Annotated in this window: 19 protein-coding genes; 8 read left to right on the forward strand and 11 right to left on the reverse strand. The window is 69.4% G+C overall.

Annotated features, from left to right (window positions below; all coding sequences use genetic code 11):
• Positions 1-406: 406 nt before the first annotated feature.
• From ACFONC_RS11275 to ACFONC_RS11300, 6 genes are all read right to left on the reverse strand, one after another.
• The gene (locus tag ACFONC_RS11275; protein ID WP_386744095.1) at positions 407-1,036 is read right to left on the reverse strand and encodes an ATP-binding cassette domain-containing protein; all 630 of its coding nucleotides are present in this window, start codon (positions 1,034-1,036) and stop codon (positions 407-409) included.
• Positions 1,036-1,728 carry a molybdate ABC transporter permease subunit gene (modB, locus tag ACFONC_RS11280; RefSeq protein ID WP_386744097.1) on the reverse strand — a complete coding sequence of 231 codons (693 nt, stop codon included), beginning with the start codon at positions 1,726-1,728 and terminating at the stop codon, positions 1,036-1,038. Before modB ends, ACFONC_RS11275 begins: the two co-directional genes overlap by 1 nt.
• Positions 1,729-1,961: 233 nt before the next feature.
• Positions 1,962-2,726 carry a molybdate ABC transporter substrate-binding protein gene (gene modA, locus ACFONC_RS11285; protein ID WP_386744099.1) on the reverse strand — a complete coding sequence of 255 codons (765 nt, stop codon included), beginning with the start codon at positions 2,724-2,726 and terminating at the stop codon, positions 1,962-1,964.
• A 109-nt stretch (positions 2,727-2,835) separates the two neighbouring features.
• Positions 2,836-3,408, reverse strand: coding sequence for a molybdopterin-dependent oxidoreductase (locus ACFONC_RS11290; RefSeq protein ID WP_386744101.1), 573 nt, complete (start codon positions 3,406-3,408; stop codon positions 2,836-2,838).
• Between the two features lie 114 nt (positions 3,409-3,522).
• Positions 3,523-4,392, reverse strand: coding sequence for an MBL fold metallo-hydrolase (locus ACFONC_RS11295; RefSeq protein ID WP_386744102.1), 870 nt, complete (start codon positions 4,390-4,392; stop codon positions 3,523-3,525).
• A 226-nt stretch (positions 4,393-4,618) separates the two neighbouring features.
• Complete coding sequence (locus ACFONC_RS11300) at positions 4,619-5,500, reverse strand: S1/P1 nuclease (protein ID WP_386744103.1); 882 nt, start codon at positions 5,498-5,500, stop codon at positions 4,619-4,621.
• A gap of 125 nt (positions 5,501-5,625) precedes the next feature.
• Between ACFONC_RS11300 and gap the strand changes: the two genes are divergently transcribed.
• Positions 5,626-6,627, forward strand: coding sequence for a type I glyceraldehyde-3-phosphate dehydrogenase (gene gap, locus ACFONC_RS11305; protein ID WP_386744105.1), 1,002 nt, complete (start codon positions 5,626-5,628; stop codon positions 6,625-6,627).
• Positions 6,628-7,020: 393 nt separating this feature from the next.
• Here gap and fdxA read toward each other — a convergent pair whose 3' ends face one another.
• Positions 7,021-7,356, reverse strand: coding sequence for a ferredoxin FdxA (fdxA, locus tag ACFONC_RS11310; RefSeq protein WP_386744653.1), 336 nt, complete (start codon positions 7,354-7,356; stop codon positions 7,021-7,023).
• Between the two features lie 158 nt (positions 7,357-7,514).
• Between fdxA and ACFONC_RS11315 the strand changes: the two genes are divergently transcribed.
• Positions 7,515-7,925 carry a group III truncated hemoglobin gene (locus ACFONC_RS11315; protein ID WP_386744106.1) on the forward strand — a complete coding sequence of 137 codons (411 nt, stop codon included), beginning with the start codon at positions 7,515-7,517 and terminating at the stop codon, positions 7,923-7,925.
• Positions 7,926-7,934: 9 nt separating this feature from the next.
• Here the strand turns inward: ACFONC_RS11315 and tpx are convergent, their stop codons facing one another.
• Entirely contained in the window at positions 7,935-8,435 is a 501-nt protein-coding gene (gene tpx, locus ACFONC_RS11320) for a thiol peroxidase (protein ID WP_386744108.1), read from the reverse strand.
• Between the two features lie 50 nt (positions 8,436-8,485).
• The gene (locus ACFONC_RS11325; protein ID WP_386744110.1) at positions 8,486-8,920 is read right to left on the reverse strand and encodes a hypothetical protein; all 435 of its coding nucleotides are present in this window, start codon (positions 8,918-8,920) and stop codon (positions 8,486-8,488) included.
• Positions 8,921-9,294: 374 nt separating this feature from the next.
• Between ACFONC_RS11325 and ACFONC_RS11330 the strand changes: the two genes are divergently transcribed.
• The 6 genes from ACFONC_RS11330 (at position 9,295) to ACFONC_RS11355 (ending at position 14,743) form a co-directional block, all read left to right on the forward strand.
• A complete protein-coding gene (locus tag ACFONC_RS11330; protein WP_386744112.1) occupies positions 9,295-10,470 on the forward strand; it encodes a phosphoglycerate kinase in 1,176 nt (391 codons plus the stop codon).
• Positions 10,471-10,666: 196 nt separating this feature from the next.
• Positions 10,667-10,897 (forward strand): DUF6289 family protein, encoded by a 231-nt coding sequence (locus tag ACFONC_RS11335; RefSeq protein ID WP_386744114.1) that lies wholly within the window; start codon positions 10,667-10,669, stop codon positions 10,895-10,897.
• Between the two features lie 95 nt (positions 10,898-10,992).
• Positions 10,993-11,220 (forward strand): DUF6289 family protein, encoded by a 228-nt coding sequence (locus tag ACFONC_RS11340; protein WP_290366080.1) that lies wholly within the window; start codon positions 10,993-10,995, stop codon positions 11,218-11,220.
• Between the two features lie 176 nt (positions 11,221-11,396).
• Positions 11,397-12,863 (forward strand): pyruvate kinase, encoded by a 1,467-nt coding sequence (gene pyk, locus ACFONC_RS11345; protein WP_386744116.1) that lies wholly within the window; start codon positions 11,397-11,399, stop codon positions 12,861-12,863.
• A gap of 146 nt (positions 12,864-13,009) precedes the next feature.
• Positions 13,010-14,020, forward strand: coding sequence for a class I fructose-bisphosphate aldolase (locus tag ACFONC_RS11350; RefSeq protein WP_386744118.1), 1,011 nt, complete (start codon positions 13,010-13,012; stop codon positions 14,018-14,020).
• 240 nt (positions 14,021-14,260) lie between these two features.
• Complete coding sequence (locus ACFONC_RS11355) at positions 14,261-14,743, forward strand: hypothetical protein (protein ID WP_386744120.1); 483 nt, start codon at positions 14,261-14,263, stop codon at positions 14,741-14,743.
• 165 nt (positions 14,744-14,908) lie between these two features.
• On the opposite strand, the gene ACFONC_RS11360 is transcribed toward ACFONC_RS11355, so the two are convergent.
• Both ACFONC_RS11360 and cysK read right to left on the reverse strand, forming a co-directional pair.
• Entirely contained in the window at positions 14,909-15,424 is a 516-nt protein-coding gene (locus ACFONC_RS11360; protein ID WP_386744122.1) for an O-acetyl-ADP-ribose deacetylase, read from the reverse strand.
• Positions 15,425-15,441: 17 nt separating this feature from the next.
• Positions 15,442-16,398 (reverse strand): cysteine synthase A, encoded by a 957-nt coding sequence (gene cysK / locus ACFONC_RS11365; RefSeq protein ID WP_386744124.1) that lies wholly within the window; start codon positions 16,396-16,398, stop codon positions 15,442-15,444.
• Between the last annotated feature and the right edge of the window lie 68 nt (positions 16,399-16,466).

Below are 16,466 nucleotides of genomic sequence, written 5' to 3' on the forward strand. Positions count from 1 at the left end.
GCGTTGCGGCGCCATCGTAGGGCGGGTCTTGACCCGCCTGCTGTTCCGGTTCCGCTGAAATCAAGAAAGATCAAAAGCTTTCGCGCCGTGACGGCGCGAGCCACCTTTCTTTGCTTGTGCAAAGAAACCTGGCGCAAAGAAACACACCCCGCCTTCGCGCCCGACGCTTCGTGTCGGGTCCGCGGAGCCGGCGGGATTTTTCGAAGGGGCATCCTGCCCCTGCGAAAAACGCCGCACATCCCTGTGCGGCGCCCTGCGGGGTCTTGTCCGCCGTCTCCGCCGCTACGGAGGGGTCCCGAAGATCAAGATCAACGGCAACGGCAACGGCAACGGCAACGGCGAGAGGCGCTTCTGCGCGGGTTGGCCGTAGGTCGGGGTTACATCCCCGACGTGCTTTCCCGGCTGGTCAATCCAGTACATGCACCGCCCGCGTCAGCCGTTCGACTTCGTCGGCCGAGTGACTGACATAGATGATCGGCAGCGAGGTCTCGTCGCGCACGCGTTGCAGATAGGGGATCAGTTCGTCGCGGCGGGCCTGGTCGAGGTTCGACAGCGGTTCGTCGAGTAGCAGGATCCGCGGCTGCGACAGCAGGGCGCGGCCGAGCGCCACGCGCTGCGCCTCGCCGCCGGAGAGGTTGGCGGTGTGGCGTCCGAGCAGTGCGCCGATGCCGAGCAGGGCGACCACGTCGTCGAACGCGAACGCGGCCTGCCCGCCGGTGCGCCGTGCGTAGCGCAGGTTGCCGCGCACGCTCAGGTGCGGGAACAGCCGCGCGTCCTGGAATACGTAGCCGACCTGGCGCTCGTGCACCGGCACGTCGATGCCGGCGGCGGCGTCGAACAGGCAGCGCCCGTCGATCTCGATGCGGCCTTCGCGCGGTCGTACCAGCCCGGCGATGGCGTGCAGTACCGAGGTCTTGCCGGCACCGGAATGCCCGGCCAGTGCAATCACCCGCGCGTCGTCGGCGATGCGCACGTGGCGCCGGAAGCCGCCGCCCCTGCGCGTGCCACGCTCGATGACGATGTCCAGCGCGAGCATCAGCGCGCCCGCTCGCCGCGCTGGCGCCGCACCAGCCACTCGGACACCAGCAGCGCCAGCAGCGAAATCGCCATTGCCACCAGCGCCAGCCGCCAGATGCCGGCGTCGCTGCCAGGCACCTGCAGCAGGCCATAGATCGCCGAGGAAATCGTCTGCGTCTCGCCGGGGATCGCGGAAACGAAGGTGATCGTGGCACCGAATTCGCCCAGCGCCTTGGCGAATGCCAATACCGAGCCGGCAACGATGCCCGGCCACGCCAGCGGAAGCGTCACGCTGCGGAACACGCGCCAGGGCGTTGCGCCGAGCGTGGCGGCAGCCTGTTCGAGGCGGCGGTCGGCGGACTCGATCGACAGCCGGATCGTGCGCACCATCAGCGGGAAGCCCATCACCGCGCTGGCCAGCGCCGCGCCGGTCCAGCGGAAGGCGACGCCGACGCCGAAGTGCTCCATCAGGAAGCCGCCGATCACGCCGTTGTTGCCCAGCGCCACCAGCAGCACGTAGCCGACCACCACCGGTGGCAGTACCAGCGGCAGGTGCACCAGCGCATCGACCAGCGCCTTGCCGAAGAAGCGCTTGCGCGCCAGCAGCCAGCCGGTGGCGATGCCCAGCGGCAGGCTGGCCAGCGCGGCGACCGTGGCCACCTTCAGGCTCAGGGCGATCGCGGTGAGTTCGGCGGGGGTGAAGTGGAACATGCGGTGGGATGCTGCGCCGGTGCCTGGGGTGTGGGGTGCAGTTGTAGCACTGTCGTGCGGCTGGGGAAGCAACAGCAACAGCAAATCCCCCGCTGCGCGCTTCGCGCTTGCTGCCCCCTTTTTCAAAGGGGGCCAACGCAGATCAAGTCGTGGCAGCTTTTCAAGCCCCCTTTGGAAAAGGGGGCGGGCCGGCGCGCAGCGCCGGACGGGGGATTTGCTTGTCGTCGGTCGCGTCAGCGCACGCTGAACCCATGTTCGCGGAAGATCGCAGCGGCCGCCGGCGTGTGCAACCAGCGCACGAAGGCGGCCGCCTGCGGATGCCGGCTCGCCTTCACCTTCGCCACCGGATACACGATCGGCGGGTGCGAGTCTTGCGGGAACGTCGCCAGCACCTTCACCCGCGGCTCGGCCTTCGCGTCGCTGCCGTAGACCACGCCAAGCGGTGTTTCGCCGCGGGCGACCAGCAGCAGCGCGGCGCGCACGTTCTCGGCCTCGGCGGCGCGCGGCTGCAGCGCATCCCACATGCCCAGCGACGTAAACGCAGCCTTGGCGTACTTGCCTGCCGGCACGCTGTCGACCAGCGCCAGCGCGATCCGGCCGCGCGCGCCGAGCAGCGGGCGCAGGTCGGCGCCCTGCTGCAGTTCGACCGGTGCCGCGACGCTGTCCTCCGGCGCCACCAGCACCAGCGTGTTGCCGAGCAGCTCGCTGCGCGTGGCGATGTCGATCAATCCCTTCGACTGCAGTTCGTCCATCCAGTCCAGGTCGGCGGAAACGAACACGTCGGCCGGCGCGCCCTGTCCGATCTGCCGCGCCAGCGCGGAGCTGCCGGCGTAGGACACGCGAACCGCCTGGCCGGTGTCACGCTGGAACGCGAGCGCGGCTTCGTCCATCGACTCCTTGAGGCTGGCGGCGGCGAAGACGGTGAGCGGGGCGTCGGCCGCGCGTGCGGGGAGGGCGCAGGCGAAGAGGACGAAACAGGTGGCGAGGAGGAGTCGCATGGCGGGATTGTTTCCTTGCATCGGGAGGCTCGCGGCTTCCGCCGCTCCTACAGCGCGTCGGGTGTTGCAGGAGCGGCGGAAGCCGCGAGCTTTCCCCGTCGAGACGCCATCACGGCGCCACGATCACGGTGATCGCCCGCACCTGCCGCACCGAGCGCGCAGCGCGCGCTTCGCCGGGAACGACCAGTCGCAGCGGGCCGGCCTGTTCGTCGAGTGCCTTGCCGTTGCAGCGATCGACGAGGAACGCGGCATGGTTGCCGAGGGTGGGGTCGAACTCGGCCAGCGAAAACACAGCGCGATAGCCATCGCGGGCATCGACCTGCACGTAGCGGGCCAGCTGCGCGCCGCGCAGCGGTTCGGCGGGCATTGCGCCGGCCACCTGCATCAGTGCCGCCAGCGCAACGCCTTCGCACTGCAGCGTTTCGCCGTGCGCCGTGGCGGCGACCGTTTCGCGCGGCAGCCCGGCCAGCGTGGTGGCGTCGAGCGGGACCACCACCGGCGAAGGCAGCACCGGCGCTTGCGGCGGCGCGGCGTGCAGGTGCGGGTCGTGAGTTGCAGCGGACAGCGGCGTGGATGTCGTTGCCAGCGCAGGCGCAGGCGCAGGCGGTGCGGTGCCGGTCGTGGTGCAGGCCGGCAGCAGCAGGACAAGAACGAGCGCGATCAGGTGTCGTGACATGGCCATGCGACAAGTGTCCTGCAGCAGGCGCTGCCTGTCATCCGCCGGCTGCGGCACACCGGCGGAAGCGCCCGTGGCGCGGGACCTCGCCGGGAATGCCCTTGCGCCCACGAGGCGCTCCTACAGCGTATCGAGCGGCACCTTGAAATAGCGGATGCCGTTGTCTTCGGCTTCCGGCAGCGCACCGGCGCGGATGTTGGCCTGCACCGAGGGGATGATCAGCGCCGGCATCGCCAGCGTCGCATCACGCGCTTCGCGCAGGCGCACGTATTCGGCCTCGCCGGTGTCGCCGCGCACGTGGATGTTGGCGCGCTTCTGTTCGCCGAGCGTGGTTTCGAATGCCGGTTCGCGCCCGCCCGGGCCGTAGTCGTGGCAGACGAAAACGCGGGTCTGGTCGGGCAACGCGTCGTACAGGCGGCGGATCGAGCGGTACAGCAGCTGCGCGCTGCCGCCGGGAAAGTCGCAGCGCGCCGTGCCGCCGTCGGGCATGAACAGCGAGTCGCCGGTGAACAGCGCATCGCCAACCAGGTACGCGACGCTGTCGCTGGTGTGCCCAGGCACCGCGATCACCTGCACCCGGAGGTTGCCGATCGCAAACACCTCGTCGTCGGCGAAAAGGTGGTCGAACTGCGAACCGTCCACCACGAAGTCGTCGCCGAGGTTGAAGATCGGGCGGAAGGTTTCCTGCACCGTGCGGATGCCGGCGCCGATGGCGAGCGTCGCGCCGGGAAAATGCCGCGTCTTGAGCCAGTGTGCCGCGGACACGTGGTCGGCGTGGGCGTGGGTTTCCAGCAGCCAGCGCACGTTCGCCCCGCGCTCGCGTACCGCGTCCACAAGTGCCTGCGCCGACTGCGTGCCGGTGCGCCCTGATGCGGCCTCGTAATCGAGCACCGGGTCGAGCAATGCAGCGTCGCCACTGGCCGGATCGAGGACCACGTAGCTCCAGGTGCCGGTGCCGGCGTGGCGGAACGGCAGGACTTCGGGACGCATCGCAGTTCTCCGCGTGGCGGAAGCCGACAGTATCGCGCAGGCGGGAGAGGCACGGAATCCGGCACCCGTGAAACCCCGCCATGCCCGTAGGAGCGGCGGAAGCCGCGAGCTTCCGGTCTTCGGGTTGAAAAGCTCGTGGCTGAAGCCGCTCCCACAAGAGTGATTCCGCTTGCTCCCTGTCTCCGAGGGGAGGGGCCAAGGCAACGGCCCGCGGCTTCCGCCGCTCCTACGGCTCGTCTGCGTCCGGCGCGCCTTCGCCCAGCGCCTCGTTGAGCACCAGCGCCAGCCGGTACGCCGCCTGACGCACGCGCTGTTCGGCCAGCGGGCGGTATTCGTCGAGGTAGGCCTTGTCGAGCTTGTGCGTGCCGACCGGGTACAGCCCGCGCGCGTCGACCAGGCGGCAGGATTCGCCGGCCCAGGCTTCCGGGCTGCTGTGGCCGGCGTTCGTCATCGGCGGCCAGGGCAGGGCGCCGAGCTTGTCGGCGTAGGGCGTGACCGCCTTGCGGTCGGCGCCGAAACCGGCGGTGCCGAGGATGTAGTAGTCCCACACCGAGTGCAGGTTGGTGCCCATCACCCCGTTTTCGTAGTGCTTGCGCGCGTAGGCCTCGGGCGGCAGGTCGGTGCGCAGGCTGATCTGGTAGCCGTTGCCGCCGGCGTCGGTGTGGTTGGTGGCGTGCAGCGGCTGGTGCACGTCGCCGACGAAGTGGACCACGAACTTGAGTGCGTCGCGGCGAGCCGCATCCGGCTGGCTGCGGTCGGAGAGGATCGCCAGCTGTTTCTCGATCGCGCCGACCACGCAGTTGCCGTCCGGGCAGTCGCGTGCGGGGACGTAGCGGCAGCCACCGTCCGGCGCGGTGTTGACGTAGTGCCATCTGGAGGTGGCCTTGAAGCGCGGCGGGTCCTCGTTGCGCAGGGTATCGGCCCAGGCGGCGACGCCGGCAAGGGTCGGGTCCTTCTCGCCGGCCAGCAGCCGCGCGACTTCCGCATCGGCGGCCGGGGTGAGATGGCGTTGCGCCAGTTCGCCGACCAGGCGGTGGCCGAGCTGGGCCCAGCCCAGTGCGACGGGTGCCAGCAGCAGCAGGGCGGCGGCGAAAAGCAGGCGTGGCATCGTTTTCATGGCGGAAAGGGCTCGGCGGGGCTGAAAGCGCGGGCGGGAAACGGCTAAAATAACGCGCTTTTTCCCTTTCCGTGGTTTCCCCGGTTTTTCCCCGTCTTTCCTTGCAGGAGCGTGACATGGCGATCAAGGTTGGTATCAACGGTTTCGGCCGCATCGGGCGCAACGTGCTGCGTTCGGCCATTGAGAATTTCGGCAGCGACATCGAGGTCGTCGCCATCAATGACCTGCTGGAACCGGACTACCTCGCCTACATGCTGCAGTACGACTCCGTGCACGGCCGCTTCAAGGGCGACGTGAAGGTGGACGGCGGCAACATCGTCGTCAACGGCAAGACCATCCGCCTGACCCAGGAGCGCGACCCGGCCAGCCTGAAGTGGGGCGAGGCGGGCGTGGACGTGGTGATCGAATCCACCGGCCTGTTCCTGACCAAGGAAGCCGCGCAGAAGCACATCGACGCCGGCGCGAAGAAGGTGGTCCTGTCGGCGCCGTCCAAGGACGACACGCCGATGTTCGTCTTCGGCGTCAACGACAAGACCTACAACGGCGAGGCGATCATCTCCAACGCCTCGTGCACCACCAACTGCCTGGCGCCGCTGGCCAAGGTGCTGCACGACAAGTGGGGCATCAAGCGCGGCCTGATGACCACCGTGCACGCCGCCACGGCCACCCAGAAGACCGTCGACGGCCCGAGCAACAAGGACTGGCGCGGCGGCCGCGGCATCCTTGAGAACATCATCCCGTCGTCCACTGGCGCGGCCAAGGCCGTGGGCGTGGTGATCCCCGAGCTCAACAAGAAGCTCACCGGCATGAGCTTCCGCGTGCCGACCTCGGACGTGTCGGTGGTCGACCTGACCTGCGAGCTGGAAAAGCCGGCGACCTACGACGAGATCAAGGCCGAGATGAAGGCGCAGAGCGAAGGCGCGCTGAAGGGCATCCTCGGCTACACCGAGGACAAGGTGGTCGCCACCGATTTCCGCGGCGACACCCGCACCTCGATCTTCGACGCCGACGCCGGCATCGCGCTCGACTCCACCTTCGTCAAGCTGGTGAGCTGGTACGACAACGAGTGGGGCTATTCGAACAAGTGCCTGGAGATGGTGCGCGTCATCGCGAAGTAAGCCGCGACATGGCCGCATCGAAGAAGCCCCGCATTCGCGGGGCTTTTTTTCTCCCAACTCCGGGAGTCATGTCAATGCATTGTGCGATTCAACGCATTGTGCGATCGCACGCGGTGCCGCGATCTGGGGGGCCGGAAGCGACCGGCGGCCTTTGGGGGGGGAATGTCCTCCGGCATCCGCCTGCGGCGAATGCCTCCCCCTTGATTTCCCCCCAAAGGCCGCCGGCCACTTCCGGTCACGGGATCGCAGGCTTGCGGAGGACGGGCGTTTGCCCGCGCGCCAACATCGAACCGGTTCCGCTTTTCCCTCAGTTGGGAGAAGGACCTTTTATCGCTCAGCCGGGCCCGGGCGCGGCGGCGCGCCCGAATGCCGGAAGTCGTGCCCGCTGCGGGCTCAGCCGGTGGCTTCGCGGATCAGCAGCTTCAGCTTGTCCGGCACCCCGTCCCACTGCTTTGCGTCGGGCAGCGCCGGCTTCTTGCGGTCGATCACCGGCCATTGCGGCGCCAGTTCGGCGTTGATGGCGAGGAAATGCTCCTGCCCGCCGGGGACGTCATCCTCGGGATAGATCGCGCCGACCGGGCATTCGGCCACGCACAGGGTGCAGTCGATGCAGCTTTCCGGGTCGATGACCAGGAAATTCGGGCCTTCGTGGAAGCAGTCTACCGGGCACACTTCCACGCAGTCGGTGTGCTTGCAGTTGATGCAGTTCTCGGTGACGACGTGGGTCACGGTGCGCGGGGCGGTCGGGGACACGCGTAGTCTGGTCGTATCGACCGTGCAGTGCCCTGACCTGGATCAAGGCGCTTCCGCGACATCGGCGCGATCATCAGGCTTGGCCCTTCCTGCGCGGCGCTTGTGAACCGGCGCCGCGCCCGCATCTTTCCCGCATGTCCACGCAGCCCACCCACGAACAGATCGAAGTACTGGTCGACCGTTTCTACGACCGCATCCAGGTCCATCCCACGCTTGGCCCGGTGTTCAACGCCGCGGTCGACGACTGGGACGAGCACAAGCGCCTGCTGGTGTCGTTCTGGACCTCGGTGGTGCTGCGCGCCGGCACCTACCGCGGCAACCCGATGGCCGCGCACCGGCCGCACCCGATCACGACCGAGCACTTCGTGCAGTGGCTGGAGCTGTGGCGCGCCACGGCCGACGAGATGCTCGCGCCGGAACACGCCGAACTGCTGCACGAATACGCCGCCCGCATCGGCCGCAGCCTGCGCTACGGCCTGGGGCTGCCGGAACCGGGCGAGGCGCGCTCGCCGTTCGGCCCGGCGGTGACCCTGCGCGGCGGCTGAGCGGGGCGCTCAGGCCAGCGCGGCGAGTGCGGCGTCGTAGTCCGGCTCTTCGCCGATCTCGCCCACCAGCTGCGCGTGCACGATGCGGTCGTTCTCGTCGACCACGACCACCGCGCGCGCCGCCACGCCGGCCAGCGGGCCCTCGGCGATCGCCACGCCGTAGTTTTCGAGGAACTCGCGGCCGCGCATCGTCGACAGCATCACCACCCGCTCCAGCCCCTCGGCGCCGCAGAAGCGCGCCTGTGCGAACGGCAGGTCGGCGGAAATGCCCAGCACCACCGCGTTGTCCGGCTTCGAGGCCAGTTCGTTGAACTTGCGCAGCGCGGTCGCGCACACGCCGGTGTCGACGCTTGGGAAGATGTTGAGCAGCTTGCGCTTGCCCTTGAACGCGGCCAGCGACACGTCGGCCAGGTCCTTGCCGACCAGGGTGAACGGACGGGCCTGCTCGCCGGCGACGGGGAAACGGCCGTCGACGCGGACCGGATTGCCGTGGAAGGTGACCTGGGACATGAAGTGACTCCTTGATCGGGAAGGGGAGGTTGCCGCGCGCGCCGCGCGGCTCAGTAGAACATCAGCTTGGCGAGCACCACGATCGCCGCCATCAGGCACAGCACGACGTGGTGGGTGCGCCGGAACCGGCACGGGTCCATTGTCCCACGCATGCCGGCGCGGATCGCGGTGACGAACACCGCCAGCACCGCGAACGCCAGCGCCACCTTGGTCGACAGCAGCCAGCCGAAGCGCGAGCCGATGCAGGCGAAGCCGTCGCAGCGCAGGTCGAACAGCGCGAAACCGCTCAGGAACAGCAGCGCGACCACGAACGGCATGAAGCGCCGCACCCGCGCCATCACCGCCGCTTCGATGCGTGCCATGACCTCGTGCTCGAAGTGCCGGTGGAGCGATTCGAGCACCAGCACCTCGAAGGCCACCGCGCCGACGAACACGATCGCGCAGGACAGGTGCAGCAGCAGGATCAGCGGATACCAGGCGGCCATCGCCACCAGCGTGCGCGGCGGTGCGGGTCGCCGCGTTGACCTGCGTCAACCGGTGCACATTCCTGGGAGCGGCCGAGACCGGGCGCTTTTGCCCTGGCCCCTCCCCCTGCGACGGCAGGGGGAGGCTGGGAGGGGGTGGTCACGGTTCGATCTGATCCTGAAAGCACCCCTCCCCAACCCTCCCCTGCCTTCGCAGGGGAGGGGGCCAAAAGCGCGCCGCCCCCGCCACGCCTGCGCAAGCGGTGATGGCCACGGTTACGGCGATAGCGCCGCGCCAGTTTGCCTGCATCCCCGGGCGCCGGGACAATGGCCAGTCCATCCGCGGACGATCCGGCCGCGCACCGCCCCCCTTCCAGCGAACCACCAGGACCCCCATGACCATCCAGCGAATGACCGACCTCGACCTCTCCGGCAAGCGCGTCCTGATCCGCCAGGACCTCAACGTTCCGGTCGACGGCGGCAAGGTCACCTCCGACCAGCGCATCACCGCTTCGCTGCCCACGCTGCGTGCCGCGCTCGACGCCGGCGCCGCGGTGATGGTGATGTCGCACCTGGGCCGGCCGAAGGAGGGCGCCTGGAGCGAGGCCGATTCGCTGGCGCCGGTGGCCGCGCGCCTGGGCGAGCTGCTCGGCCGCGAGGTGCCGCTGGTGCGCGATTACCTCGACGGCGTCGACGTCGCCCCCGGCCAGCTGGTGTTGCTGGAGAACTGCCGCATGAACGCCGGCGAGAAGGCCGACGACGAGGCGTTGGCGAAGCGCTACGCCGCGCTGTGCGACGTGTTCGTGATGGACGCCTTCGGCACCGCGCACCGCGCGCAGGCCTCCACCCACGGCGTGATCCGCTTCGCGGCGAAGGCCGCCGGCGGCCCGCTGCTGATGGCCGAACTCGATGCGCTCGCCAAGGCACTCGACAACCCGGCGCGGCCGCTGCTGGCGATCGTCGCGGGCTCCAAGGTCAGCACCAAGCTCGAACTGCTGTCGTCGCTGGTCGGCAAGGTCGACCAGCTGATCGTCGGCGGCGGCATCGCCAACACTTTCATCGCCGCCGAGGGCTTCGGCGTCGGCAAGTCGCTGTACGAGGCGGACCTGGTCGACACCGCGAAAAAGATCATGGCCGACGCCAAGACGCGCGGCGCCGACATCCCGGTGCCCACCGACGTGGTGGTCGCGCCCGAGTTCAAGGCCGACGCGCCGGCCACCGTGAAGCCGGTGGACGCCATCGGCGCCGACGACATGGTGCTCGACATCGGCCCCGACACCGCGCAGCGCTACGCGCAGATGATCGCCAACGCCGGCACCGTGGTCTGGAACGGCCCGGTCGGCGTGTTCGAGTTCGATGCCTTCGGCAAGGGCACCGAAACCCTCGCCCGCGCGATTGCTGCATCGAACGCGTTCTCGATCGCCGGCGGCGGCGACACGCTCGCCGCGGTCGACAAGTACGGCATCGCCGGCGAGGTGTCCTACATCTCCACCGGCGGCGGCGCGTTCCTCGAATTCCTCGAAGGCAAGACCCTGCCGGCGGTGGCGGCGCTGGAAGCCCGCGCCGGCTGACCATTGCGGTTCCGCAGGAGCGGCGGAAGCCGTGACCTGTTCCGTCAGAGGCACACTGCCAACGCGCTCCCTCCATGAATGCGCCGGGCCTCACAGTCCCGGCACGGCATCACGCATCGCTTACATGACGCAGCGGGGGCGCTGCTAGCGTCGCTCGCGCGGCAACGTTGCCGCGCAAGGATGAAGGAGGCGCGTCATGCGTCGATCCACCCGTGTCGTTGCCGCATGCGCGGCGGTCGTGGCCCTGGCATCGCTGGCTGCCGTGGCGAAGAAACCGGGCCCCGAGTGGCCCGGCACCTACGTGTATTACGACGACGCCGGCAACGTCGTGGGCGAGGCCACCAACGTGCTGTGCAAGCCGCAGGCGGCGTGGGGCGAGGTGACCGCCAACTACGACTACAACCTGGGCTGCAACATCACCCGTTGACGAGGCGACGCGCGGCCAGCCCGTCGATTCCGGCGCTTCGCGCCGCCCTCGACGCGGGCCCGCGCGTCCCATGCAGGTAAACAGGAGAGCGAACGATGAAGATTTCGATGCGGAACCTCCGGCTGGTCGCGCTGGGCGCGGTCCTTGCGATCTCGGCCAGTGCGGCAGTTGCCGATGATGCCGCCAACTGCTGCTATCCCGGCTCGGTGGTGTACTACGACGAAGCCGACACCATCGTCGGCGTGCGCATGTTCGGGTGTGGCGATCCCGGCTGGGGCGTGGTGACGTCGAGGTCGAAGACCTACAACGGCTGCATCATGTAGGTCGGCGTCGCCAGGTTGCGACATGGCACGGCCCGGTCTTCCGGGCCGTGCTGCATTCCGCGCCGTGGGCGGTCCGCGATCCGGCGTGGGGCAAGGGTGGCAATCGATGTGCAGCCGGCTGTGGCGCGTGATGCGTTGGGCTACGATGGCAGCTTCCCGCCATCGCGGATTCCCGTATGTCCGAGCACCGCCGCCGTACCCGCATCCTCGCCACCCTCGGTCCGGCGACCGACGCGCCCGGCGTGCTCGACGCGCTGTTGCAGGCGGGTGTCGACGTTGTCCGGCTGAACTTCTCGCACGGCGATCCGGCCGCGCAGGCCGCGCGGGCCCAGGCCGTGCGCGATGCGGCGGCACGGGTGGGCAAGGAAGTCGGCATCCTCGCCGACCTGCCGGGGCCGAAGATCCGCGTGGAAACCTTCGTCGACGGTCCGGTCGCGCTGCGCGCCGGCGAGCGCTTCGACCTGGTCGCCAGCGACAATGCGCCACCGGGCGACGCGACCCAGGTCGGCGTGAGCTACCTGGACCTGCCGAGGGACCTGTCTCCCGGCGACATCCTGCTGCTCGACGACGGCATGGTGCAGCTGAAAGTGGAGCTCATCGAGGGCGAGCGCATCGTCACCCGCGTGATCAACGACAGCGTGCTGTCCGACCGCAAGGGCCTCAACCGGCTCGGCGGTGGCCTGTCGCTGGGTGCGCTGACCGACCGCGACCGCGAGCTGATCGGCGTCGCTGCCGGGATGGACGTCGATTTCATCGCGGTGTCGTTCTGCCGCAATGCCGCCGACATGGAAGAGGCGCGAACGGTCGCGCGCAAGCACGGCAGCCACGCCGCGCTGGTGTCGAAGATCGAGCGCGCCGAGGCGATCGAGAACCTGTCCGAGATCGTGGAGGCCAGCGACGTGGTGATGGTCGCGCGCGGCGACCTGGGCGTGGAGATCGGCGACGCCGAGCTGCCCGGCCTGCAGAAGAAGATCATCCGCGAGTCGCTCGCCCGCAACCGCGTGGTGATCACCGCCACGCAGATGCTGCAGTCGATGGTCGACAGCCCGATCCCCACCCGCGCCGAAGTGCTGGACGTGGCCAACGCGGTGATCGACGGCACCGACGCGGTGATGCTGTCGGCGGAAACCGCGGCCGGCAATTTCCCGGTGCGCGCGGTCGAGGCGATGGCGCGGATCTGCGTCGGTGCCGAAAAGCAGTTCGAGGTCGACATCGATTTCGGCAAGGCCTCGCGCGACATGCAGCGCGCCGACCAGGCGATCGCGATGGCGGCGATGTTCCTGTCCGAGCACATGGCGGTGCGCGCGATCGTGGCGATGACCGAATCCGGCGGCACCGCGCGCTTCCTGTCGCGGTTCCGCTCCAGCGTGCCGATCTACGCGCTGTCGCGGCACGGTGGTTCGCGGCGGCGGATGGCGCTGATGCGCGACGTGTTCCCGATCGACTTCGACAGCCGCGGCCTGGCCACCCGCGAGGCCGCGCGCGACGCCGTGCAGGCGCTGCACGACGCCGGTCTGCTAGCCGCCGGCGACCACATCATGTTCACCAGCGGCGACCACATGGAGCACCGCGGCGCGACCAACACGCTGCGCCTGCTGAAGGTGGGTGCGGGCGGCAGGGCCGAGGGGCTGGGCGAGTTGTAGGCCGGCCGCGGGCGGGCTTCCCGCGGGTCCGCGGCGGCCCGTGCCACGGGTCGCATGAAACCGGTTGCAAGCCTTTTTCCCGGCCAATCGCGCGCGGTGGCGGGCTATAATCGACAGTCTTTCCGCCGCCTCCGAGCCTTTCCGACATGAGTATCGAACAGCTTGCCGAAACCGCCCTGGCCATGGTCGCGCCGGGCAAGGGCATCATCGCCATCGACGAATCCACCGGCACCATCGCCAAGCGCTTCGCCGGCGTCGGCATCGAGAACACCGAAGAGAACCGCCGCGCCTACCGCGAGCTGCTGCTGACCACGCCCAACCTGTCCGAGCACATCAGCGGCGCGATCCTGTTCGACGAGACCATCCGCCAGAAGACGAAGGACGGCGTGCCGTTCGCCAAGTACATGGCCGACCACGGCATGATCCCGGGCATCAAGGTCGACAAGGGCACGCACGCACTGGCCGGTTTCCCGGGCGAGGTGGTGACCGAGGGCCTGGACGGCCTGCGCGCGCGCCTGGAGGAGTACTACAAGCTCGGCGCCCGCTTCGCCAAGTGGCGCGCGGTGATCAACATCGGCGACGACATCCCGTCCGGCACCTGCATCGAGGCCAACGCCCACGCGCTGGCGCGCTACGCCGCGCTGTGCCAGGAGCAGGGCCTGGTGCCGATGGTGGAGCCGGAAGTGCTGATGGACGGCGACCACGACATCGAGACCTGCTTCGAGGTCACCGAAGTCACCCTGCGCGCGCTGTTCGACGCGCTGTACCAGCAGAACGTCGCGCTGGAGGGCACCATCCTCAAGGCGTCGATGGTCGTCCCGGGCAAGGATTGCGACGAGCAGGCCAGCGTCGACGAGGTTGCCGAGGCCACGCTGATGTGCCTGAAGTCCACCGTGCCTGCGATCCTGCCGGGCATCGTGTTCCTGTCCGGCGGCCAGAGCGACGCCGACGCCACCGCGCACCTGGACGCGATGAACCGCCTCGGCCCGAATCCGTGGCCGCTGAGCTTCTCCTACGGCCGCGCGATGCAGTCCGCGGCGCTGAAGCTGTGGTCGCAGGACCTGGTGAACAACTACGCCGGCGCGCAGGACACCGTGTTCGCCCGCGCCCGTGACAACGGCATGGCCGCGCTGGGCAAGTGGGACCGCGCCGCCTGACCGCAGCTGCACAGTCGAAAGAACGCCGGCCCCGCGCCGGCGTTTTTTTTGCACGGCCGCCCGTAGGATGGGTAGAGCGAAGCGAAACCCATCGGCATGTCCAAACGCGCGGGATGACGGGTTGACCAGCTTCGCTGTTGAAGGCCGCTTCGCTCTACCCATCCTACGCGCGAGGGTAGGGTCACGAGGCGTCAAAGACCGGTACCGTAAGCTGTCCGCTGATCCGTCCGGGGCCGTGCCATGTCGTCGAACCCATTCCAGCTGCCGCCCGACGCCGTCGCCGCGCTGGCGCGTGGCGAGATGGCGGCGGCGGTCAAGGCCGTGCGCGAGGCGACTGGCATGTCGCTGAAGGACGCGCACGACCTGGTGCGTGCGCATGCGAACCGGCCCGGCGGCGCGCGCGTCGACGCGTCCGGGCGGGTGGAGTTCGAATTCCCGCCCGCGGCGGCGGCAGCCGTGGCGCGCGGCGAGTTCGTCAACGCCATCGCCCTGCTGCGCGAGGCGAACCCGCAGCTCAACCTGAAGACGGCAAAGGACGCGGTCGACCACGTCCGCCGCGGCGCGCTGCCGACCGCCGACCAGCCGGTGGAGAAGGCGCTGTCCCGGTATCCGCCGCGCGTCCCGACCGTGGTCGCCGGCGACCGCGGCAGCCGCGGCTGGCTGACGGTGATGCTGGTCGTGGTGCTCGGCGTCTTCCTGCTGTGGCTGCTGGGGGGCGTGTAGCCCGATCCGGCAGGACGCGGATGCATGTCCTGCGATCAAGTGACGATCGTAGGATGGGTAGAGCGAAGCGAAACCCATCGCCGCTCGCCCAACCATCGTGCCCGATCCATCGATGACCGATGGCCGATGGGTTTCGCTTCGCTCTACCCATCCTACGTGTCCCTTTCAGTTGGCCAGTAGCCTTCGATACTCTGTGGCGATACCGCTGCCGAAGCTGCACAGCAGCGTGCGTTCCGGCAGGTCTGCCGACCAGTCGCGCAGCTGCGCGGTCGCGATTGCCGCGGCTTCCGCATGCGGATACCCGAACACGCCGCAGCTGATCGCCGGGAACGCGATCGACGCCACCTCGTGCTCCGCTGCCAGCCGTAGCGAGTTCGCGTAGCACGCCGCCAGCAACTCCGGCTCTCCCGAGCCGCCGCCGCGCCAGACCGGTCCGACGGTGTGGATCACGAAACGCGCCGGCAGGCGATGCCCGCCGGTGATGCGCGCCTCGCCCGTCGGGCAGCGCACGCCGGGCCGCACTTCCGGCAATGCCCGGCATTCGGCAAGCAGCCCCGGCCCGGCTGCGCGGTGGATCGCGCCGTCCACGCCGCCGCCGCCGAGCAGCGACTCGTTGGCGGCGTTGACGATCGCGTCGACCGCGAGCGCGGTGATGTCGCCCTCGACGACCTCGATGCGCATCGTCGTGCCGGGACGTCTCAGCCCAGCGACGCCAGCCACGCGTCGTCGGAACCTTCCTCCACGCCTTCAAGCAGGAACGTCGACAGGTAGCGCTCGCCGGTGTCGGGCAGCATCGCCAGGATCACGTCGCCGTCGTTCGCCGATTTCGCCACTTCCAGCGCCGCCGCCACGGTGGCGCCGGCGGAGATGCCGACGAAGATGCCTTCCTCGCGCGCCAGCCGCAGCGAGGTGTCGCGCGCGACCACGTCGTCGACGGTCAGGATGCGCGTTGCGGCCTTGCGGTCGAGCACGGCGGGCACGAAGTCCGGCGTCCAGCCCTGGATCTTGTGCGGCGACCATTCCTTGCCGGCGAGCAGCGAGGCGACGGCGGGCTCGGCGGCGGTGACCTTCACCTCCGGGCGCGCCACGCGCAGCACGTCGGCCACGCCGGTGAGCGTGCCGCCGGTGCCCCAGCCGCTGACGAAGTGGTCCAGGCGCTTGCCGGCGAAGTCGCGCAGGATTTCCGCCGCCGTGGTCTGGCGGTGGTAGGCGGGATTGGCCTGGTTCTCGAATTGCCGCGCCAGGAACCAGCCGTGCTTCTTCGCCAGTTCCTCGGCCTTGCGCACCATGCCGGTGCCGCGCTCGGCGGCGGCGGTGAGGATCACCTTCGCGCCGTATGCGCGCATCAGCTTGCGGCGCTCGATCGAGAAGGTCTCGGTCATGATCGCCACGAAGTTGTAGCCGCGCGCCGCGCACACCATCGCCAGCGCCACGCCGGTGTTGCCGGAGGTCGCCTCGACCACGGTGTCGCCGGGCTTGAGCTGGCCGCGGGCCTCGGCGTCGAGGATGATGGCGATCGCCAGCCGGTCCTTGACCGAGCCGCCGGGGTTGAACGCCTCGACCTTGGCGTAGAGCTCGATGTTGGCGGGGGCGATGCGGTTCAGGCGCACGACCGGAGTGCGGCCGATGGTGTCGAGGATGCTGTCGTGGATCATGGCCAAACCTGTGCGTGACGGGGGGAAGGGCCGACACTACGCCCGTCGGCGGCCGCGCGCACGGCCAC

Source organism: Luteimonas soli (assembly GCF_042648865.1).
GTDB classification, from domain to species: domain Bacteria; phylum Pseudomonadota; class Gammaproteobacteria; order Xanthomonadales; family Xanthomonadaceae; genus Luteimonas; species Luteimonas soli.